Source organism: Metapseudomonas boanensis (assembly GCF_042232855.1).
In the GTDB taxonomy this organism is placed as follows: domain Bacteria; phylum Pseudomonadota; class Gammaproteobacteria; order Pseudomonadales; family Pseudomonadaceae; genus Metapseudomonas; species Metapseudomonas boanensis.
The window spans coordinates 3,614,034-3,635,431 of record NZ_CP113889.1; the positions used below are offsets into that span (position 1 = coordinate 3,614,034).

The window sequence follows — 21,398 nt, forward strand, 5'->3', positions numbered from 1 at the left end:
ATGGAAGCAAGTTGATGCCTACTCATACCCGCATTCGCATGTTCAACACCAAAGATACGTACCCAAACCAGACGCTGGACAACGACCTCTGCCAGGCCGTGCGCGCTGGCAACACCGTCTATGTTCGCGGCCAGGTCGGCACCGACTTCGAAGGCCGCCTGGTCGGGCTCGGCGACCCGCGCGCCCAGACCGAACAGGCAATGAAGAACGTCAAACAGCTGCTGGAAGAGGCCGGTAGCGACCTGTCGCACATCGTGAAAACCACCACTTACTTGATCGACCCACGCTATCGCGAGCCGGTTTACCAGGAGGTCGGCAAGTGGCTCAAGGGTGTGTTCCCGATCTCCACTGGCCTGGTGGTATCTGCCCTGGGGCAGCCACAGTGGCTGATGGAGATCGATGTGATCGCGGTGATCCCGGACGACTGGAAGTCGGCGCAGGCATAAGGAGCAGGGCATGACATTCTCCATCGTTGGTCGTTGCCCGGAAACGGGGCAGCTCGGCATCGCCATCAGCTCCTCCAGTATCGCCGTCGGTGCCCGCTGCCCCTGGCTACGGGCTGGGGTTGGTGCGGTAGCGACCCAGAACGTGACCTTGCCGGCGCTGGGGCCGCAGATCCTCGATCTGCTCGACGGCCAACAGATGGAGCCGGCTGCAGCCCTGGAGCGTGCCCTGAGCAGCAATGGCTGGAGCCAGTATCGCCAGGTGACCGTGATCGACGGCCAGGGTCGCTCTGCTCTGTTCAGCGGTAGCGAGGCGCTTGGTCTCCATAACGCCGTGGCCGGAGAGCAGTGCGTGGCGGCCGGCAACTTGTTGTCCAGTCCCCAGGTCATCGAGGCCATGGTGCATGCTTTCGAGGCGGCTCCAGGTCAATTGGCTGACCGCTTGCTGGCTGCCATGCAGGCGGCGATGGCGGCCGGCGGGGAAGCCGGGCCAGTGCACTCGGCAGCATTGAAAGTGGTGGGAGATCTGACTTGGCCGATCGTCGACCTGCGCGTCGACTGGGCTGATGAGGACCCGATCGGCCAGTTGGGCGATCTCTGGCACGCCTACAAGCCGCAGATGCAGGACTATCTGACCCGCGCGCTGGATCCGACGGCTGCACCCAGCTACGGAGTGCCCGGCGATGAGTGAGCCGCGCAGCCAGGCCCTGCTGGCGCGTCTGGTAGGCTTTGCCACCGTCAGCCGGGATTCCAATCTGGAGCTGATCGAGTTCATTCGCGACTACCTGGCCGGGTTAGGGGTGGCGAGCGAGCTGTTCTATAACGCCGAGCGCACCAAGGCCAACCTGTTCGCCACCCTCGGTCCGAGTGACCGGGGTGGCATTGTGTTATCCGGGCATACGGACGTGGTGCCGGTGGACGGGCAGGCCTGGACCGTGGATCCATTCAAGCTGACGGAAAGGGAGGGGCGGCTATACGGGCGTGGCACCGCCGATATGAAAGGCTTCATCGCATCGGTCCTGGCCGCGGTGCCGGGCCTGCTCGCGAAACCGTTACGGATGCCGGTGCACTTGGCTTTCTCCTATGACGAGGAAGTGGGTTGCTTGGGTGTCAGGCCCATGCTGGCCGAGTTGGAAAAACGACCGAACAAGCCACGCTTGTGCCTGATCGGCGAGCCGACTGAGCTCAAACCGGTCCTCGGCCACAAGGGAAAACTCGCGATGCGCTGTCAGGTCCAGGGTGCCGCTTGCCATTCGGCCTACGCCCCCTACGGCGTCAACGCCATCGAGTACGCGGCGCGGCTGATCGGCAAGCTGGGCGAAATAGGCGCCGAGCTGGCGCAGCCAGAGCGGCACGATGAACGTTTCGACCCGCCTTTCTCCACGGTGCAAACCGGCACTATCAAGGGGGGGAGGGCGCTTAATATCGTGCCAGCCGAGTGCGAGTTCGATTTTGAAGTACGAGCCTTGCCTGACTTCGACGCCCAGCAGGTAGCGGAAGAATTGCAGCGCTTCGCCGAGCATGAACTGCTGCCGCGAATGCAGAGCGTCCAGCCCGACACGGGTATTCGCCTGCGACCGCTGAGCGCCTATCCTGGCCTGGCAACAGGCCCGGGCAGTGAGGCGGCGCAGCTGCTGGCGCACCTGAGCGATTCGACGGAGTTCGGTACGGTGGCATACGGAACCGAAGGCGGGCTGTTCGACCAAGCCGGTATTCCCGCTGTGGTGTGTGGCCCGGGGAGCATGGACCAGGGACACAAGCCGGATGAGTTTGTCAGTTGCGAGCAACTGGCTGGCTGCGATGCCATGCTGGACCGCCTCGCTGCCTTCCTTCAGGAGAAAGCCGACCGGTCGTCAGAATGCCCCTGAACGGCTTGGCGCATCCCTGTACGCAATTGACGCAGCAAGCCCCGGTTGCTACCATTCCAGCCCTTATATTGGCTCGATTCCTTCGTTAGGAAGGCTGTAAGCTAATATCAACGCCGCAATTTTGCGTCGCTGTCGGTAGGTGCCGACAGCGGTGTTGATGAAGTTACGCAGAATACCAGCTTCGATTCTGCGTCCTTCTTTTGATGACTTGACCGCATTGGCTGGTAATGCGGAATCGGGCCGCTAATGGCCTTTGACTACAGGTATGAACATGAGCGAAAGCTTTGCAGAACTTTTTGAAGAAAGCCTGAAATCCCTCGACATGCAGCCGGGTGCGATCATCACCGGCATCGTTGTCGACATCGATGGTGACTGGGTCACCGTCCATGCCGGCCTGAAATCCGAGGGCGTCATCCCGGTCGAGCAGTTCTACAACGAACAAGGCGAGCTGACCATCAAGGTGGGTGACGAGGTCCACGTAGCGCTCGACGCGGTGGAAGACGGCTTCGGTGAAACCAAGCTGTCCCGCGAGAAAGCCAAGCGTGCCGAATCCTGGCTGGTTCTGGAAGCTGCTTTCAACGCCGAAGAAGTGGTCAAGGGCGTTATCAACGGCAAGGTCAAAGGCGGCTTCACCGTCGACGTCAGTGGCATTCGCGCGTTCCTGCCGGGCTCCCTGGTGGATGTACGCCCTGTGCGCGACACCACTCACCTGGAAGGCAAGGAGCTCGAGTTCAAGGTCATCAAGCTGGACCAGAAGCGCAACAACGTTGTCGTTTCCCGTCGCAGTGTTCTGGAAGCCGAGAACAGCGCCGAGCGCGAAGCTCTGCTGGAATCCCTGCAAGAAGGCCAGCAAGTCAAAGGTATCGTCAAGAACCTCACCGACTACGGTGCGTTCGTTGATCTGGGCGGCGTAGACGGCCTCCTGCACATCACCGACATGGCTTGGAAGCGTATCAAGCATCCGTCCGAAATCGTCAACGTTGGCGACGAGATCGACGTGAAAGTCCTGAAGTTCGACCGCGAACGCAACCGCGTCTCGCTGGGTCTGAAGCAGCTGGGCGAAGACCCATGGGTCGCCATCAAGGCGCGTTACCCGGAAGGCACCCGCGTTACTGCCCGCGTTACCAACCTCACCGACTACGGCTGCTTCGCCGAGCTGGAAGAGGGCGTGGAAGGCCTGGTGCACGTTTCCGAAATGGACTGGACCAACAAGAACATTCATCCGTCGAAAGTCGTTCAGGTTGGCGACGAAGTGGAAGTTCAGGTTCTGGACATTGACGAAGAGCGTCGTCGTATCTCCCTGGGTATCAAGCAGTGCAAATCCAACCCGTGGGAAGATTTCTCCAGCCGCTTCAACAAGGGCGACAAGATCTCCGGCACCATCAAGTCGATCACTGATTTCGGTATCTTCATCGGCCTGGAAGGTGGTATCGACGGTCTGGTTCACCTGTCCGACATCTCCTGGAACGAAGTTGGCGAAGAAGCCGTTCGCCGCTTCAAGAAGGGCGACGAGCTGGAAACCGTCATCCTCTCCGTTGATCCGGAGCGTGAACGCATCTCCCTGGGCATCAAGCAGCTGGAAGATGATCCGTTCTCCAACTATGCCTCGATGCACGAGAAGGGCAGCATCGTTCGCGGCATCGTGAAAGAAGTTGATGCCAAAGGCGCTGTAATCAGCCTGGGCGACGAGATCGAAGGTGTACTGAAAGCCTCCGAGATCAGTCGTGACCGCGTTGAAGATGCGCGCAACGTGCTGAAGGAAGGTGATGAAGTCGAAGCCAAGATCATCAGCATCGACCGTAAGAGCCGCGTTATCAGCCTGTCCGTTAAGTCCAAGGACGTTGATGACGAGAAAGACGCCATGAAGGAACTGCGTAAGCAGGAAGTCGAGTCCACTGGCCCGACCACCATTGGCGATCTGATCCGTGCTCAGATGGAGAATCAGGGCTAATAACCCTGCTTCGCCAAGCAAAAAGGGTGGCTTAGGCCACCCTTTTTGTTGTCTGCGACTCTCGCCCGGGCTTTGGGCTGTTCAAAGCCCTGTGGTCATGCTAAAACCTTTTAGAGCTGATCTAGCCGCTTGATATAGAAGGGAAAACCATGACCAAGTCGGAGTTGATCGAACGAATTGTTACTCATCAGGGGCAGCTGTCGTCCAAGGACGTTGAGCTTGCAATCAAAACGATGCTTGAGCAGATGTCCCAGGCGTTGGCAACAGGGGATCGCATCGAGATTCGTGGCTTTGGTAGCTTTTCCCTTCACTTTCGCGCGCCTCGAGTGGGGCGAAATCCTAAGACAGGCGAGTCGGTGAGGCTGGACGGGAAGTTTGTGCCGCATTTCAAGCCAGGAAAGGAATTGCGGGATCGTGTAAACGATTAGCGTTTAGCTTGGGGTTTCCTGCAGGTGTGATCATTAGTCTGCTGTGAATATTGGCAGTTCTGTTTTATGAGTTTCTGTGGGGATTGCCGTGGTCTCCTCGAGCTGGATGTGCGTAGGTCTGGGTTGGATGTATCGATGGGCGATGCTTGCAATCTCCTGAGCACTTGGCAGAATGTGCGGGTTTTCGCTTTCTAGCTTCGTGGGTGCAGCTAAGGCTGTGGCGAGCTATCTATATAAACAATTCAGAATAGAGATGGGTTTTTAGTGAACGATAGCGTTAGTCCCGCAAGTGTTCAGCAGTATAACGAAATCGATCTTATCGAACTTGTTCAGTCGATCTGGAAGAATAAGTTTTTAATAGCCTTGGCTGCAATAGTTGGCGGTCTTTGTGGTGGCGGATATGCGTTTTTTAGTTCGCCAGTATATGAAGCTAAAGTTTCTTTTCTGCCTCCGTCTTTGAGCGATATCGCCTCCTTGAGTGCGGGGCGTAATGAAATGGGGTTGACTCCTTTTACTGTTGATGATGTGTATTCGGTCTTTACCCGAAACCTCGAGTCCGATGACTCGCTCCGGAAGTTTTTCGAGTCGGTTTACTTGCCGTCACTGAGCCAGTCAGAGCGCGACGGGGTTTCGCGTGGGAAGCTCTATCGGCGCTTTATGAAAGAGTTCAGGGTGGTAGCTCCCGATCGGCTTCACCCTGATCGTTATTCCTTGATGGCGGAGGGTAAGGACCCTAGTCAATTAGCCCGGTGGATCACGGTCTACGTCGATCAGGTGGCGTCACGTTCGCTGGAGCAAGCGGCTGAGAATGCTCGGCGAGAGGTGGATGTCGTAGCTAATAATCTCCAGCAGCAGATCGCCTCGATGCGGGCGACAGCCAAGAATCGGCGCCAGGACCGCATCGTTCAGCTGAAAGAAGCCCTCCGGGTCTCGGAGGCTGTAGGGCTCAGTAATCCACCTGTATTCAGTGGTCAGACTAGCGATCAGCTTACGGCTGTGATGGAGGGTAACCTGATGTACATGCGAGGCTCCAAGGCTTTGAGGGCTGAATTGAACGCTCTTGAGTCTCGGGTGTCAGATGATGCCTTCATCCCCGGTCTCCGCACCTTGGAAGAAAAGCACGAGCTTTACGCCAGTATCAGGGCTGCCGAGCTGGAAGTCGGGGTGTTCCGGCAGGATGGCGATGTTTTGATACCTGATGAACCGATTCGGCCCAAGAAGTCGCTGATCATTTTCCTGGGCGTAGCTTTCGGGGGATTGCTTGGCGGCCTATTCGCTGTCGTCAGGGCGGTACAGAAGAGACGGGCTTCTTATGCCTGATTGTCCTTCTGGCGGCGAAGAATGACACACTTGGCTGAGATAGCGTTTTTTCCTGTCTGCAAGGCCTGTGCTGGTGTGGTTCCGAGTTTGTTGGAGTCAGATGCTGTTTCAGTCGGCAATATCTGTTCTGATCTTGAATTCTAATGTTCTGGAGTTTTACCTGATGTCGGGCATCAAGCAGGAAAGTGTCGCAAGATTTAAGAAAAAAGAAGCTGTTATTGGTATTGTCGGCCTTGGCTATGTAGGCCTTCCGCTAATGCTTCGTTATAACGCAATCGGTTTTCGGGTCTTGGGCATCGATATCGACGAAAGCAAGGTCGTCAAGTTGAATGCCGGCCAGAGCTATATTGAGCACATTCCTGGCGAAAAGATCGCCCTGGCTCGAAAGACAGGCTTCGAGGCGACTTCGGACTTTTCCCGAGCGTCCGAATGTGATGCCCTGATTCTCTGTGTGCCAACGCCGCTGAACAAGTATCGGGAACCGGACATGAGCTTCGTGATCAACACCACGGATGCGATCAAGCCCTACCTGCGCAAGGGACAGGTCGTTTCCCTGGAAAGCACGACCTATCCCGGCACGACCGAAGAAGAATTGCTTCCCCGCGTTCAGGAAGGTGGCTTGCAAGTTGGCGAGGATATCTTCCTCGTCTACTCACCGGAGCGCGAAGATCCGGGCAACCCCAACTTTGAAACTCGCACCATTCCGAAGGTGATTGGCGGTCACACGCCGAATTGCCTGGAGGTTGGCGTCGCGCTCTATGAGCAGGCGATTGATCAGGTCGTTTGCGTGAGTTCTACCAAAGCGGCCGAAATGACCAAGCTGCTGGAGAACATCCATCGTGCCGTGAACATCGGCCTGGTCAATGAAATGAAGGTCGTGGCCGACCGGATGGGCATCGACATCTTCGAGGTGGTGGACGCGGCGGCGACCAAGCCGTTCGGCTTCACGCCCTATTACCCTGGACCTGGTCTGGGTGGCCACTGCATCCCGATCGACCCCTTCTACCTTACATGGAAGGCGCGTGAGTATGGCCTGCACACCCGCTTCATCGAGCTGTCGGGTGAGGTCAACCAGGCAATGCCAGAATATGTGGTCAGCAAACTGATGGATGGCCTGAATGAGCGCGGTCGCGCGCTGAAGGGGAGCCGCGTGCTGGTCCTGGGCATTGCCTACAAGAAGAATGTCGACGATATGCGCGAGTCGCCGTCGGTGGAGATCATGGAGTTGATCCAGGCCAAGGGCGGCATCGTCGCCTACAGCGATCCGCATGTGCCGGTCTTCCCGAAAATGCGCGAGCACCACTTCGAACTGTCCAGTGAGCCGCTGACCCCGGAGAGCCTCGCCAGCTTCGATGCTGTGGTCCTGGCCACCGACCACGACCGCTTCGACTACGACGCGATCAGCCAGCACGCCAGCCTGTTGGTCGATAGTCGCGGCAAGTATCGCGCGCCCCAGGCGCACATCATCAAGGCCTGATTTGCCTGGAGAATCGAATTTGAAACGTTTTGCCCTGATTGGTGCTGCCGGTTACATTGCTCCCCGGCACATGCGTGCGATCAAGGACACTGGCAACGAGCTGGTCTCCGCTTATGACATCAACGACTCCGTCGGCATCATCGACAGCATTTCACCGCAGAGTGAGTTCTTCACCGAATTCGAGCGCTTCTATGAGCACGCCTGGGGCCTGAAGCGCCAGCCGGAAACAGCGCTGGACTACGTCGCTATATGCTCACCCAATTACCTGCACCAGCCCCATATCGCGGCCGGCCTGCGTCTGGGTTGCGACGTGATTTGCGAGAAGCCGCTGGTGCCGACCCCCGAGGCCCTGGACGAGCTGGCACTGGTGGAGCGCGAGACCGGTCGGCGGCTCTACAATATCCTGCAGCTTCGCCATCATCAGGCCATCCTCGCCCTCAAGGAAAAGGTGAACAGCACCCGCAGCGAGCACAAGTACGACGTCGAACTGACCTACATCACCTCCCGTGGCAAATGGTACATGGAGAGCTGGAAAGGCGATCCACGCAAATCCTTCGGCGTGGCGACCAACATCGGTGTTCATTTCTACGACATGCTGCACTTCATCTTCGGCAAGCTTCAGCGCAACGTCGTGCATTACACCGATGCTTACAAGGCCGCGGGCTATCTGGAGTACGAAAAGGCACGGGTGCGCTGGTTCCTGTCGATCGATGCTCACGACCTGCCTGATGCGGTGAAGGGCAAGAAGCCCACTTACCGGTCTATCACCGTGAACGGCGAGGAAATCGAGTTCTCCGAGGGCTTCACCGACCTGCACACAGTCAGCTACCAGGAAATCCTCGCAGGGCGTGGTTTCGGTATCGCGGATGCCCGTCACTGTGTCGAAACGGTCAACACCATCCGTTCGGCAGCCCTGAGCACTCCCCAGAACGACGAGGGGCACCCGTTCCTCAAGACTCTTTCCCGCTGAGATCGCCATGAACTATCAGGTACATTCCAGCGCCATCGTTGACGATGGCGCGGTGATTGGCGAGGGCTCCCGGGTCTGGCACTTCGTGCACGTTTGCGCTGGAGCTCGGATCGGGCGCGAGTGCTCGCTTGGCCAGAACGTTTTCGTCGGCAACAAGGTCGTGATTGGCGACAAGGTCAAGATCCAGAACAACGTGTCCGTCTACGACAACGTCACCCTCGAGGATGGGGTGTTCTGCGGGCCGAGCATGGTTTTCACCAACGTCTACAACCCCCGTTCGCTGATCGAGCGCAAGAGCGAATACCGCAACACACTGGTCAAGCGTGGTGCGACCCTGGGGGCCAATTGCACGGTCGTCTGTGGGGTCACCATTGGCGAGTATGCGTTTGTCGGCGCGGGCGCAGTAGTCAACAAAGACGTCCCCGCCTATGCGCTGGTAGTAGGGGTGCCGGCACGCCAGATAGGCTGGATGAGCGAGTTTGGCGAGCAACTGGAATTGCCTGTGGCGGGTGAAGGCGAGGCCCGCTGCCAGCACACCGGCGCCCGCTACCTCCTCAATGGACAGCAAGTCAGCAAACTGGATGCATGAGACATGATCGAGTTCATCGACCTGAAGGCCCAGCAGGCCCGTATCAAGGACAAGATAGACGCCGGTATCCAGCGGGTCCTGGCCCATGGGCAGTACATCCTCGGCCCCGAAGTGGCCGAGCTAGAAGAACAGCTGGCGGCCTTCGTTGGCGCCAAACACTGTATTTCCTGCGCCAACGGTACCGACGCGCTGCAGATCGCCCAGATGGCGCTGGGAATAGGGCCAGGCGATGAAGTTATCACTCCGGGCTTCACCTACATCGCCACGGCGGAAACCGTGGCGCTGCTGGGTGCCAAGCCGGTCTATGTCGACGTCGACCCTCGCACCTATAATCTCGATCCGCAATTGCTCGAGGCGGCTATCACCCCACAGACCAAAGCGATCGTTCCGGTCTCGCTGTATGGGCAGTGCGCAGATTTCGACGCGATCAATGCCATTGCAGCCAAGCACGGAATTCCAGTGATCGAGGATGCGGCGCAGAGCTTTGGGGCCAGCTACAAGGGTCGTCGCTCGTGCAACCTCAGTACCATCGCCTGCACCAGCTTCTTCCCGAGCAAGCCGCTGGGCTGCTACGGCGACGGCGGCGCGATCTTCACCAATGACGACGAGCTGGCCAAGGTCATCCGCCAGATCGCCCGTCATGGGCAGGATCGCCGCTACCACCACATCCGTGTAGGCGTGAACAGCCGCCTGGATACCCTGCAAGCCGCGATCCTGTTGCCGAAGCTAGAAATCTTCGAAGAGGAGATCGCCCTGCGCCAGAAGGTTGCCCGCCAGTACGACGAGCAACTGGGCGCTGCCGGAGTGACCACCACGCCATTCATCGAGGCGCACAACATCAGCGCCTTCGCCCAGTACACCGTGCGTGTGCAGGATCGCCCCGCCGTGCAGGAGCGCCTGAAAGCGTTGGGCGTACCGACAGCCGTGCACTATCCCATACCTCTGAACAAGCAGCCTGCCGTGGCTGACGCCCGGGTTCATTTGCCGGTGGGCGATGCCGTGGCCGAGCAGGTCATCAGCCTGCCAATGCACCCGTACCTCAACGACGAGGATATACGCCTCGTGGTCAGCGGGTTCATTGGTAATGAGGGATGAGTCTGACCCGTTTGAAGGAGCGGTTGGCCAACAACCGCTTTCTGACGGGGGTTTTGACCCTCGCATCGGCAACGGCGGCTGGCCAGCTCATTCTGGTGCTGGCCACACCTCTGCTGACACGTCTCTACACGCCCGAAGAGTTCGGCCTGTTGGCCGTGTTCATGGCGGTCATGGCTGTGGTCCTGGTGGTCTCGAGCCTGCGCTACGAGTTCGCGATTCCACTGCCGCGCAATGCTGGTAGCGCTCGCCAGCTGTTGTATCTCGCCTTGGCCATCAACCTCGCCATGGCGGTGCTGTCGCTTCTGGCGGTAGTACTGTTTCGGGACGATATTGCACGTTTGGTGAAGGCCCCGCAGCTTTCCACCTATCTGTGGCTGCTGCCGCTGGGGATTCTGTTCGCGGGTACCTATAAGGCGTTGAGTTACTGGGCGATCCGGAACAAGGACTACCCGGTGATCGCCCGGACCAAGATCGTGCAGAGCCTGGCGAACGTCGCGACGCAGGTGCTGGCAGGGCTCGCGGGCCTCGGCGCGTTCGGCTTGATGCTCGGGCAGGTGGTCGGTCAGACCGCGGGGGCCGCGCGCCTGGCCACCGGCGCGCGCCTGCGTGGCGTATTCTCGCTGGAGCGGTTGAACAGCCTTCGTTCGAGGGCTATGCTGCGGCGCCACCGGCATTTTCCCAAGTATGACGCGCCGGCCGCCACGGTCGACGTTTTGAGCGTGCAGTTGCCCAACCTGATGCTGGCGGGTCTGTTCAGCCCTATGGTGGCTGGCCTCTACATGCTGGCCGAGAGGGTTCTATCGGCACCGATGGGATTGCTGGGACAAGCAGTAGGGCAGGTATTGTTCGGCAGCAGCCGAGACGCCATCCAGCAGGGCACCCTGGATCGACTGGCGATCAGGATCATCGCCAGCCTGTCGGCGATGATCCTGTTGCCGGCCATTGTTGTCTTCTTCTGGGCTGGCGACCTGTTCGCCTGGATCTTCGGCGATGTGTGGCGAGAGGCGGGCTTGTACGCCAGCTGGATGATTCTGGGGCTGTCGGTGCAGTTCCTCTATTCGCCCATTTCGATGGTGCTGATGGCAACCAACGGACAGAAGATCAACCTGTTCATCCATCTGTTCATGCTCCTGGCCAAGGCTGGCGCCGTCATCTTCGGTTACTACCTAGGTAGCCCGCTTGCAGCGGTCATCGGCTTCTCCGTGGTAGGGGTGGTCGGTTATGCCGGCGCGATACTCATAATCCTGGCGCATGCACGGAAGTACCGCGTCAGTTCCTGATTCTTATTGGATTTGTTGGGTCAATTATGTGCGGGATCGTCGGTGGCTTCTGGAAAGGAGCCGAGCAGGGCTTGGAGGGACGGCTGGAGGCAGCGCTACTGGCCATGCGTCATCGTGGGCCTGATGACAAGGGATTTGAGCTGACCCAGGTGTCTGGCGGCGTGGTCGCGCTTGGTCACACTCGGCTGTCCATCATTGATCTGAGCGCCGGCGGGCACCAGCCGATGTACTCGCCCGACGGTCGCTATGCGCTGGTGTTCAACGGCGAAATCTACAACTACCGGGAATTGCGCACGCAACTCCAGGCCAAAGGGATCCGGTTCCGGTCGGACTCCGATACCGAGGTCCTGCTGCATGCCTGGATCACTTGGGGGCAGAGTTGCCTGGAACGGTTCCAGGGCATGTTCGCCTTCGTCCTTCACGATCGCCAGGCCGAGACCCTTACCTGCGCGCGTGATGCCTTTGGCATCAAGCCGTTCTTCTACAGCTTCCAGGCCGGCCGCTTCGCCTTTGCGTCGGAGCTTCCGGCGCTGAAGGTGATGCAGCCTGGCAAGCCGCGTGTGGACTGGCAGCGCAGTTACGATTATCTGGTCAATGCAGACTACGACAGCCAGCCGCGCACTTTCATCGAGGGCATCCTGCACCTGCCGCCCGCTCACTGGATGGTGGTCGATCTCAAGGCCGGCACGCTGAGCGCGCCCAGTCCCTGGTGGAGGCCACGGGTGCGCGAGAACGCTCCAGTCAATTTTGCGCAGGCGGTGGAGGCCGTTCGCGAGCAGTTCCTGGACAACATCCGACTGCATCTGCGCAGTGACGTGCCCTTGGGCGCAGCGCTGTCCGGCGGTATCGATTCTTCGGCGGTGGTATGCGCCATGCGCTATGTGGATCGTGAAAGTCCAATTCACACATTCAGCTTCATCGCAGCCGGCAGCCCTCTTTCGGAGGAGCACTGGGTCGACCAGGTGAATGCCCATGTTGGGGCAACTGCGCACAAGTTCGTGGCATCAGGCGAAGAGTTGGCGCGTGACCTCGATGACATGATCCGGGTGCAGGGTGAGCCGTTCGGCAGCACCAGCATCTACGCCCAGTACCGTGTTTTTCAGCAGGCCAAGGAAGCGGGCATCACCGTGACCCTGGACGGGCAGGGGGCTGATGAGCTGTTGGCGGGTTACAGCGGTTACCCTGGGTTGCGCCTGAAGAGTCTGGTGGAGCGAGGCCAAATCCTTCAGGCGCTCCAGTTCGCGCGCAATTGGAGCCAATGGCCAGGCCGTAGCCAGCGTCATGCCTGGATGCATCTGGCGCAGTTGATGATCCCGGGCTCCCTGAACGAGGCGGCCAAGCGTGCCATTGGCCGCGAGACGACCCCGGCTTGGCTGAAGGCTGACGTCCTGAGTGATTCCGGAGTGACCTTCAAGGAGTTCGTGCACCCGATGACTACGGAAGGCTGTGGTCGCAGGGTTGTCGAGCGCCTGGGAAGCTCCTTGCAGTCGCGTGGCTTGCCGGAACTGCTGCGGCACGCGGACCGCAACTCCATGCGTTTCTCCGTCGAGAGTCGCGTGCCGTTCCTCACTTTGCCCATGGCTGACCTGCTGCTCGGCCTACCCGAGGATTACCTGATTTCTCCCAAGGGCGAGACCAAGAGTGTGTTCCGTGCTGCAATGCGTGGAATCGTTCCGGATCACATTCTGGATCGCAAGGACAAGATCGGCTTCGCCACCCCCGAGCGCGAGTGGCTGGTTGATATCGCGCCGAAGCTCCGTGAATGGCTGCGGGCCAGCGAGGACATCCCGTTCCTGCATGCCGGTCGGTTGTTGCAGAATTTCGACGAGATAATGGTCGGCAAGCGCCCGTTCACCTGGCAGGTTTGGCGTTGGGTCAACTTCTGCCGCTGGTACGGGATGATGGGGTAGGGCCTGATGCGGGTGATTCAAGTCCAGAGAAGCACAGAGGTTTGATGTCCACCAGTACGCTGTTCAAGTACGTTCGCGCCCAGTACGCCGCGCTTCTGTTCGCCTTGGCCCTTCTTGCGGGCTACGGCGGCATGGGCTTGGTTGGTTACTATGAAAGCGGTAACGCCTATTACCTCGATCTGGCGTTCCTGGCGTTGCTCGCGTCCGGTACTGTGGTTGTCTTTTCGCAGATATCGTTGATTCGCGAGACCATCATCACGCCAAGGGTCGTGATCGGTGTTGGTGTCTTGTTCTTCATAGTGTTCGGTGTTTTCGCTTGTTTCGCGCTATTGGTACTCGCCACCGCCGAAGCTATTCCCTTGCTGGCATGGGTCAGTGGAGCAGACCCGGAAACCCTCGTCCTGCTGCGGGAAAAATTCCTGAAGGCCCGGGAGGGATGGCAGGCGGTCTTTCCCTACATCAACGGCTTGTTCACCGGTGCCTTGATCCCGTACTGCCTGGCCTATTTCTTCCTCGAGCGCTATCGCTGGCGCTGGCTCGCCTTTGGTGCGTTCCTGCTGTACTGCATCGTATTCATCGAGAAGGTGTTCTTCCTCAAGGCCATGCTGCCGCTGCTGTATGTAGCGTTCTGCGTGCGGGAAGGTCGAGCATCGACCTTTCTGTTGGTGATCGGGCTGTGTCTGGGGATCCTGTTCTTCCTGGGGGTCGTTTCGGGGTTTGGAACAAGTGTGGTCGAAACCAGCGTACCGTTCTTTTCCAATGAGTATCGTCCCTCCGGCACCTTCAATTTTCTGGCGTGGCGAGCAATCGCGGTACCCGTATTCACGGCTGCGGATGCATTGGCCTACTTTGCCGAGGGCCTCCATTCGAACCATCTGATGGGGGCCACCAGCTCCCTCCTGGCGGCATTGTTCGGCCTGGAGCGTGTGGATTTCGAGCGTCTGGTGTTCGCCTACCAGTGGGGACAGACGGAAACGGGGACCGGGTCCGCCAATTCGGTGTACTTCGTGGATGCCTATGTCAATTTCGGTATCTGGGGTGTCATTTTTTTCTCGGCCATCATTGGTGTGCTGTTCCGCATGATTGCCCGGAGTCGTGATCAGGCCTTGCACGCAATCTGGCCGCTGTTCGCTTTTGGCCTCTATGTTTCTGGGTTGGTGGGCAACCTGGCGAGTAACGGATTTCTGCTGGTTTTCGTTTTTTGTGGCATGACGCAAATTCGAAGTGCCATCAAGGCCAAATCGCCCGGTGCAGAGGCCGCGCATAATTTCGCCTCTTGCGCGGATGCAACGGGTTTTCCGGGGCGAAGTTGATTACTGTCGCCGGCGAATCGGGCTCCTTGCTCATCGCCGGCATTGGAAATTGTCTTATTTAAAGGTTTGCCGAGGTACATGTGAAAATCCTGACCATCGTTGGGGCCCGTCCCCAGTTCATCAAGGCGGCTACTGTCAGCCGGGTCATCAGTCGGACCGAGGGCCTTGTCGAGGTCATGGTTCACACTGGCCAGCATTTCGATGCGAATATGTCCGATGTGTTCTTTCACGAGTTGGACATCCCGCGCCCCGCTTACAACCTGGGTGTAGGCGGCGGTACCCATGGGCAGAACACCGGGCGCATGTTGGAGGGGATAGAGGCCGTGATGCTGAAGGAGCATCCGGATGCGATCTTGGTCTATGGCGATACTGACTCGACATTGGCCGGCGCCCTGGCTGCGGCGAAGATCCATATCCCGGTCGTGCATGTCGAGGCCGGTCTTCGCTCGTTCAACAGGCGCATGCCGGAAGAGGTCAACCGCCAACTGACTGACCACATCAGTGCACTCCTGCTGACACCCAACGATGTAGCGGTGGCGAACCTGGCCAAAGAGGGTATCCAGGGCGAGCAGGTTCAGAACGTGGGGGATGTCATGTACGACGCCGCCCTGTTCTTCGGTCAGAAAGCCGAGGAAACCAGCCAGGTCCTGTCGCGCTTGGCGCTTGACTCGAAGGGCTACGTGCTGGCCACTGTCCATCGCCAGGAGAATACCGACGATCCCAAACGCCTTCAGCGCATTCTCGATGGCTTCTCGCGCCTGGAGCGCCCCGTTGTGCTCCCGTTGCACCCGCGGACTCGTCAGCGCATCGCGTCCTTCGGCTTCACGATTCCGGCCAATGTGCAGATCGTTGATCCACTGGGTTACATCGACATGGTGATGCTGGAGAAACACGCCTGCCTGGTCGCCACCGACTCCGGCGGTGTGCAGAAGGAGGCCTATTTCCATGGTGTACCCTGCCTGACCCTGCGGGACGAAACCGAGTGGGTGGAGCTGGTGCAATTGGGCTGGAACACTCTGCTGTCTCCAGCTGACGAGGATTTCCTCGATAAGATCGCTGTCGTGCCTGCGCCCGGCGTAACCGGGCAGTTCCCGTACGGCAACGGCAAAGCGGCTGAACAGGTGATCGATGCCATTGTCAAGGCCTTTGGTTGATCACCGCCTGCAAGGAAGATCACGCTTAATGAATATCCTCGTTATTTCGAGTTATTTCGGGCCAGAAACCTCGGTTGGGGTCCTCCGGATCAACGCTTTTGTCAAGTACTGGTCCAAGCTCGGCCATCAGGTGCACGTGGTAACCATGCCCTACGCGGGCGAGCTGCCGACTGGTCTGCGGGACAACCCGAATGTGACTGTGCATCAGGTAGCTCCTTTCCTGATCGGTGGTCGTCAGTCTGGGGGCGTCCAGGGGTACTCGAAAGGAGCCAAGGGGAAGCTCAGGAAGCTCATCAACTTCCAGTACTGGATCAAACGCAAGTTCCTGTCCAATTACCTGGACCCTCGCGTCCTCTGGTGGCCGCGCGCAGCGAACTTCGTCTGCAAGCAGCTCACTCCGTCGATCAAGTTCGACTTCTTGATCTCTACCGTGCCTTCCTACACGGCCCATTCTGCGGCTGCGGCCGTGAAGTTCTTCAACAAGGACATTCGCTGGGTGGCCGATTATCGCGACCTGTGGTCCGGCAACCCGATTTTCCCGGGGTGCGGTCCTGTACGTGTGTTCGAGCGCGCTCACGAGCGCCTCGTGTTGAGTCAGGCGGATTTGATTGTTTCGATCAACGAGCCGCTGATCTCCGAGCTGACCGAGTTGCATGGTCGCAACCGTCGCTACCTGACTGTCCCGAACGGCTTCGACGATGGTGAAGTGGATGTGTTCCGTGCCATTGAGGTACAGCGTCAGGACGACGAGCTGAGCATTGTCTACGCCGGAAGCATCCTGCCGGGTCTCCAGGATCCGACCCCGTTGCTGCAGGCCTTCAAAGAGTTGGCGATGGAAGGGAAGATCAAGCCAGGCGATCTGTCGCTTCGCTTCTACGGGGATTATTCGGCCCTCGAGAACTTCCCGCTAGCCTCAGATCCGGTGGTCCAGGACTACGTGAAACTATGTGGCAAGGTTCCACGGCAGGAAATCTTGCAGGTCCAGCGCAACGCCGATTTTCTGCTATTCCTCGGCTCCAAGCCGGTGGCGAGCAATGTAGGCTCCACCACTGGCGTGGTGAGCGGGAAGATCTTCGAGTACCTGATTTCCGGTACCGAGGTCATGGCGGTAGGCGTCACCGATGACATGCTGGTCGCCGAGATGCTGCAGAAATCCGCCTCGGGCGCCCACTATGGTTTCGATGTCGCCAAGTTGAAGCAACGCCTTCTCGACTCAATGGCGTCGGGGGGGGAGAAGGTGGAGCCGAATATGAGCTATCTCGATCAGTTCCGCCGTAGCGTCCAGGCTGAGAGCCTGATCAACCAAGTCAAGAACCTGATGTAGTGGGTCAACGTGAAGCTATTGCTCGTATCCCAGTACTTCTGGCCGGAAACTTTCATCATCAATGACCTCGTGCGCAAGTTGTCGGAGCAGGGACATGAGGTGGTAGTGGCGACCGGAAAGCCCAATTACCCGGGTGGGGATGTCTTCGACGGCTACACGGCTGGCGGTGTGCAGCGTGAGCATTTCGCCGGCGATGTCGAGGTGATCCGCGTCCCGCTATGGCCGCGAGGGCAGGGCGGTGCCCGTAACTTGATCCTGAACTACCTCTCCTTCGTCGCCACGGGCCTTGCACTGTTGCCGTGGCTGCTTCGGGGGCGCAAGTTCGATGCGATCCTGGTGTTCGCGCCATCGCCGATCACGCAGGTCATTCCGGCCATCCTTTTGAAATGGCTGAAGCGCTCTCACCTGGCGGTCTGGGTGCAGGACCTCTGGCCGGAAAGCCTGGCCGCGACGGGTTTTGTGCGCAATCCTCGCCTTCTTCGCATGGTGGGCTGGATGGTGCGCGGGATCTACGCCTGCTGCGACACGCTGCTTCTTCAATCGCGCGCGTTTGCTGATCCGGTCGCGCGCTATGCTAGCCGTGGCAAGTTGGTCTATTACCCCAACTCCATCGCGTTACCGGCCGAGACGACAGCGCCGATCAAGGTACCGTCTGAACTCCTCGATGAGATGGAGCGCAATTTCAGCCTGGTGTTCGCCGGCAATATCGGCACTGCCCAGGCCATTGAAACTGTGGTCGAAGCGGCAGGGCAGCTGAAGCACGAGCCCGGCCTCAAGCTCGTGCTGGTCGGCAGTGGTAGCCGGCTCGACTGGGTGCGCGAGCGCAAGGAGGCGCTGGGACTGGACAACCTGATCCTGGCGGGGCGCTTTCCGATGGAGGCGATGCCGCAGATATTCGAGCGCTCGTCGGCCCTGCTGGTCTCGCTAAAGGACGAAGAGATCTTCGCCTATACCATTCCCAGTAAGGTGCAGGCCTACCTGGCCGCAGGGAAACCGGTCATCGCCTCGTTGCGAGGAGAGGGCGCTCGCGTTGTCGAAGAGGCCGGAGCCGGGAAAAGCTGTGAGCCAGAGAACGCCGAGGCGCTTGTGGCGAGCATCCTTGCCCTCAAGGGAATGTCATCCGCTGAACGCGAGGAGGCAGGTGCCGCCGGTCGGCGTTATTTCAGTGAACATTTCGACATGGACCGCCAGGTGGATCGCCTGGTGGATATCCTTGAGTCGAGAGCCAAGAAAAAAGGGGGTGTTTGAGCGATGCGGGTATTGATTTTGGGTGTGACCGGCATGCTTGGGCATGACGTTTTCAAAGTACTGAGTGCGTCCACCACGCTGGAAGTGTGGGGGACTCTGCGCAGCCCAGCGGGGCTGCGCCATGTCAGTGATGACCAGCAGGCGCGTCTGCTCGCGGGGGTCGATGTGCTCGACCTGGACGCGCTGACCGCTGCCCTGGCGCGCGTACGCCCCGATGTGGTGGTCAACTGCGTGGGCCTGATCAAGCAGCTTGCCGATGCCAACGATCCGCTGGCCGCGCTGCCGATCAATGCCATGCTGCCGCATCGCTTGGCCAACCTCTGCGCGCTGGGCGGGGCGCGCCTGATCCACATCAGCACCGACTGCGTGTTCTCCGGCAGCAAGGGGCTCTATGTGGAGTCGGACCTGTCCGATGCCGAGGACCTTTACGGCAAGTCGAAGTACATTGGCGAACTGCACGATTTGCCGCATGCGATCACGCTGCGAACGTCGATCATTGGTCACGAGCTTGGTAGCAACTACGCTCTGGTGGATTGGTTCCTGTCCCAGCAAGGGCGCGTCAAGGGCTATCGCAAGGCGATTTTCTCCGGCCTGCCGACCGTCGAGCTGGCTCGGGTGATCCGTGACCATGTGATTCCTGCACCGGAACTGCACGGTCTCTACCATGTATCGGTCGATCCGATCGACAAGTACACCCTGCTCAGTCTGGTGGCAGAGGTCTATGGCAAGGACATCGAGATCGTTCCGGACGATCAGATGGTGATCGACCGGTCACTCGACTCCAGCCGCTTCCGTCGCGACGCCCGCTACACGCCGCCAACCTGGCGAGCACTCATTGAGCAGATGCGCGATCAGCGCTGAACGATCCCAAATTTGAAACTGGTGGCAGATATGTTTGATGACAAGGTCCTGATGATTACCGGTGGTACCGGATCGTTCGGCAATACCGTGCTGAAGCGTTTCCTGGATACCAACGTCAAGGAAATCCGTGTTTTCAGTCGCGACGAGAAGAAGCAGGAAGACATGCGCATCGCGCTGGCCAACGACAAGGTTAAATTCTTCATCGGCGATGTGCGTGACTACGACAGCCTGTCCAACGCCATGGTCGGAGTCGACTACATCTTCCATGCAGCGGCGTTGAAGCAGGTGCCGTCCTGCGAGTTCTATCCGATGGAAGCGGTAAAGACCAATGTCATCGGAACCGAGAACGTGCTCAATGCGGCCATTGCTGCGGGTGTGAAGCGCGTAGTCGTGCTCTCCACTGACAAGGCCGTCTATCCGATCAACGCCATGGGTATCTCCAAGGCAATGGCCGAAAAGCTCATGGTCGCCAAGTCCCGCCTCATTCCCGAGAGCGGCCCAGTCATCTGTGCGACCCGGTACGGCAACGTGATGGCCTCGCGGGGCTCGGTGATCCCGCTGTTCATCGATCAGCTCAAAGGCGGCGAGCCTCTGACCGTCACTGACCCGAACATGACCCGCTTCCTGATGTCTCTGGAAGACTCGGTTGATCTGGTGCTGCATGCCTTCGAGCACGCTGAGCAGGGCGACATCTTCGTCCAGAAGGCGCCGGCTTCCACCGTGGCCGATCTTGCCCAGGCGCTCAAGGAGCTGTTCGCGCGTGACAACCTAGTCAAGGTGATCGGCACGCGCCATGGCGAGAAGCTCTACGAATCGCTGATCTCCCGCGAGGAGATGGCCAAGGCCGAGGATATGGGCCGCTACTACCGCATTCCTGCGGACAATCGCGACCTCAATTACAAGAAGTATTTTGTCGAAGGGGAGACCCATATCTCCGAACTTGACGACTACACCTCGCACAATACCGAGCGCCTGGATGTCCCTGGCATCAAGGAACTGCTGCTTAAGCTGGATTACATCCAGGGAGAACTCAATGCTTAAGGTGATGACCCTGGTCGGTACCCGGCCCGAGCTGATCAAGATGAGCCGCGTGATTGTCGAGCTCGACAAGCAGGTCAACCATGTCCTGGTCCACTCGGGCCAGAACTACGACTATGAACTGAATCAGGTCTTCTTCGATGACCTGGAGATCCGCAAGCCCGACCATTTCCTGGGGGCAGCTGGCGAGACCGCTGCCAAAACCATCGCCGAAGTGATCTCCAAGGCCGACGAGGTGCTGGACCTGGAGAAACCCGATGCGCTGCTGCTGTACGGCGATACCAACACCTGTCTCGCCGTGATCGCCGCCAAACGCCGCAAGATCCCGGTCTTCCACATGGAAGCCGGCAACCGCTGCTTCGACCAGCGTGTGCCCGAAGAGCTCAATCGCAAGGTGCTGGATCATTTGAGCGACATCAACATGGTGTTGACCGAGCATGCGCGCCGATACCTGATTGCGGAAGGCATCCGCCCTGAGACAATTATCAAGACTGGCTCGCACATGGAGGAAGTACTCGACTACTACATGCCGCGTATCCAGGCCTCGACTGTGTTGTCCAGAGAAAAGCTCGAGGAAGGCAAATTCTTCATCGTCAGCACCCACCGCGAAGAGAACGTGGACACCCCGGAGAATCTGCGGGACCTTCTGGCAACTTTGCGCGCGCTGGCTGATACCTACCAGTACCCGATCATAGTTTCGACGCATCCGCGAACTCGCAAGCGCCTGGAAGCGTTGGGTGAGTCGCTGGACCATCCGTTGATCCGTTTCGTCAAACCCTTTGGGTTGCTTGATTACATAAAGCTCCAGATGTCTGCGTTCTGCGTGCTGTCAGATAGCGGCACCATTACCGAAGAGGCTTCGCTGTTGAATCTGCCGGCCATCACAATCCGCAACGCCCACGAGCGACCGGAAGGTATGGATGAGGGGACACTGATCATGAGCGGCCTGAAAGCCGAGCGGGTTCTGGATGCGGTACGAGTTATCACCAGCCAGTACGATCGCCACGCGCGGGTCATTCCGGTGGTCAGGGACTATCAAGCGGGGCCAGTCTCCAAGCAGGTAGTCAGGGTTGTCTTGAGTTATACGGACTATATCAACCGCACGGTCTGGTCCAAGGGCTCGCTGTAG

General features: G+C 58.9%; 19 protein-coding genes. All 19 read left to right on the top strand.

Annotated features, from left to right (window positions below; translation table 11 throughout):
- Positions 1-14 precede the first annotated feature (14 nt).
- The 19 genes from OXH74_RS16765 to wecB (OXH74_RS16855) all read left to right on the top strand — a co-directional run bounded on the left by OXH74_RS16765 (position 15) and on the right by wecB (OXH74_RS16855) (position 21,398).
- Positions 15-446: a RidA family protein gene (locus tag OXH74_RS16765; protein ID WP_215368805.1), complete on the top strand. Its 432-nt coding sequence runs from the start codon at positions 15-17 to the stop codon at positions 444-446.
- Between the two features lie 10 nt (positions 447-456).
- Positions 457-1,134 carry a DUF1028 domain-containing protein gene (locus OXH74_RS16770; RefSeq protein ID WP_375737984.1) on the top strand — a complete coding sequence of 226 codons (678 nt, stop codon included), beginning with the start codon at positions 457-459 and terminating at the stop codon, positions 1,132-1,134.
- Positions 1,127-2,311 carry an acetylornithine deacetylase gene (gene argE, locus OXH74_RS16775; RefSeq protein WP_375737985.1) on the top strand — a complete coding sequence of 395 codons (1,185 nt, stop codon included), beginning with the start codon at positions 1,127-1,129 and terminating at the stop codon, positions 2,309-2,311. Before OXH74_RS16770 ends, argE begins: the two co-directional genes overlap by 8 nt.
- Positions 2,312-2,582: 271 nt before the next feature.
- A complete protein-coding gene (gene rpsA / locus OXH74_RS16780; RefSeq protein WP_375737986.1) occupies positions 2,583-4,262 on the top strand; it encodes a 30S ribosomal protein S1 in 1,680 nt (559 codons plus the stop codon).
- Between the two features lie 149 nt (positions 4,263-4,411).
- Entirely contained in the window at positions 4,412-4,690 is a 279-nt protein-coding gene (ihfB, locus tag OXH74_RS16785) for an integration host factor subunit beta (RefSeq protein ID WP_165674937.1), read from the top strand.
- Between the two features lie 264 nt (positions 4,691-4,954).
- The gene (locus OXH74_RS16790) at positions 4,955-6,010 is read left to right on the top strand and encodes an LPS O-antigen chain length determinant protein WzzB (protein ID WP_375737987.1); all 1,056 of its coding nucleotides are present in this window, start codon (positions 4,955-4,957) and stop codon (positions 6,008-6,010) included.
- Positions 6,011-6,173: 163 nt separating this feature from the next.
- Positions 6,174-7,487, top strand: coding sequence for a UDP-N-acetyl-D-glucosamine 6-dehydrogenase (wbpA, locus tag OXH74_RS16795; protein WP_375741635.1), 1,314 nt, complete (start codon positions 6,174-6,176; stop codon positions 7,485-7,487).
- Positions 7,488-7,506: 19 nt separating this feature from the next.
- Complete coding sequence (wbpB, locus tag OXH74_RS16800; protein ID WP_375737988.1) at positions 7,507-8,457, top strand: UDP-N-acetyl-2-amino-2-deoxy-D-glucuronate oxidase; 951 nt, start codon at positions 7,507-7,509, stop codon at positions 8,455-8,457.
- Between the two features lie 7 nt (positions 8,458-8,464).
- On the top strand, positions 8,465-9,046 hold the full coding sequence (gene wbpD / locus OXH74_RS16805) for a UDP-2-acetamido-3-amino-2,3-dideoxy-D-glucuronate N-acetyltransferase (protein ID WP_375737989.1): 582 nt from the start codon (positions 8,465-8,467) through the stop codon (positions 9,044-9,046).
- A 3-nt stretch (positions 9,047-9,049) separates the two neighbouring features.
- On the top strand, positions 9,050-10,141 hold the full coding sequence (locus OXH74_RS16810; RefSeq protein ID WP_375737990.1) for a DegT/DnrJ/EryC1/StrS family aminotransferase: 1,092 nt from the start codon (positions 9,050-9,052) through the stop codon (positions 10,139-10,141).
- Between the two features lie 23 nt (positions 10,142-10,164).
- Complete coding sequence (locus OXH74_RS16815; RefSeq protein ID WP_375737991.1) at positions 10,165-11,421, top strand: lipopolysaccharide biosynthesis protein; 1,257 nt, start codon at positions 10,165-10,167, stop codon at positions 11,419-11,421.
- A gap of 26 nt (positions 11,422-11,447) precedes the next feature.
- Positions 11,448-13,331 carry an asparagine synthase (glutamine-hydrolyzing) gene (gene asnB, locus OXH74_RS16820; RefSeq protein ID WP_375737992.1) on the top strand — a complete coding sequence of 628 codons (1,884 nt, stop codon included), beginning with the start codon at positions 11,448-11,450 and terminating at the stop codon, positions 13,329-13,331.
- 44 nt (positions 13,332-13,375) lie between these two features.
- Positions 13,376-14,644: a hypothetical protein gene (locus tag OXH74_RS16825; RefSeq protein ID WP_375737993.1), complete on the top strand. Its 1,269-nt coding sequence runs from the start codon at positions 13,376-13,378 to the stop codon at positions 14,642-14,644.
- An 80-nt stretch (positions 14,645-14,724) separates the two neighbouring features.
- Positions 14,725-15,798 carry a non-hydrolyzing UDP-N-acetylglucosamine 2-epimerase gene (gene wecB, locus OXH74_RS16830; RefSeq protein WP_375737994.1) on the top strand — a complete coding sequence of 358 codons (1,074 nt, stop codon included), beginning with the start codon at positions 14,725-14,727 and terminating at the stop codon, positions 15,796-15,798.
- A 28-nt stretch (positions 15,799-15,826) separates the two neighbouring features.
- The gene (locus OXH74_RS16835) at positions 15,827-17,122 is read left to right on the top strand and encodes a glycosyltransferase (protein WP_375737995.1); all 1,296 of its coding nucleotides are present in this window, start codon (positions 15,827-15,829) and stop codon (positions 17,120-17,122) included.
- A gap of 105 nt (positions 17,123-17,227) precedes the next feature.
- Entirely contained in the window at positions 17,228-18,370 is a 1,143-nt protein-coding gene (locus OXH74_RS16840) for a glycosyltransferase family 4 protein (RefSeq protein WP_375737996.1), read from the top strand.
- 3 nt (positions 18,371-18,373) lie between these two features.
- Positions 18,374-19,231: a dTDP-4-dehydrorhamnose reductase family protein gene (locus tag OXH74_RS16845; protein ID WP_375737997.1), complete on the top strand. Its 858-nt coding sequence runs from the start codon at positions 18,374-18,376 to the stop codon at positions 19,229-19,231.
- Positions 19,232-19,261: 30 nt separating this feature from the next.
- Entirely contained in the window at positions 19,262-20,272 is a 1,011-nt protein-coding gene (locus tag OXH74_RS16850) for a polysaccharide biosynthesis protein (protein WP_375737998.1), read from the top strand.
- The gene (gene wecB, locus OXH74_RS16855) at positions 20,265-21,398 is read left to right on the top strand and encodes a non-hydrolyzing UDP-N-acetylglucosamine 2-epimerase (protein ID WP_375737999.1); all 1,134 of its coding nucleotides are present in this window, start codon (positions 20,265-20,267) and stop codon (positions 21,396-21,398) included. Before OXH74_RS16850 ends, wecB (OXH74_RS16855) begins: the two co-directional genes overlap by 8 nt.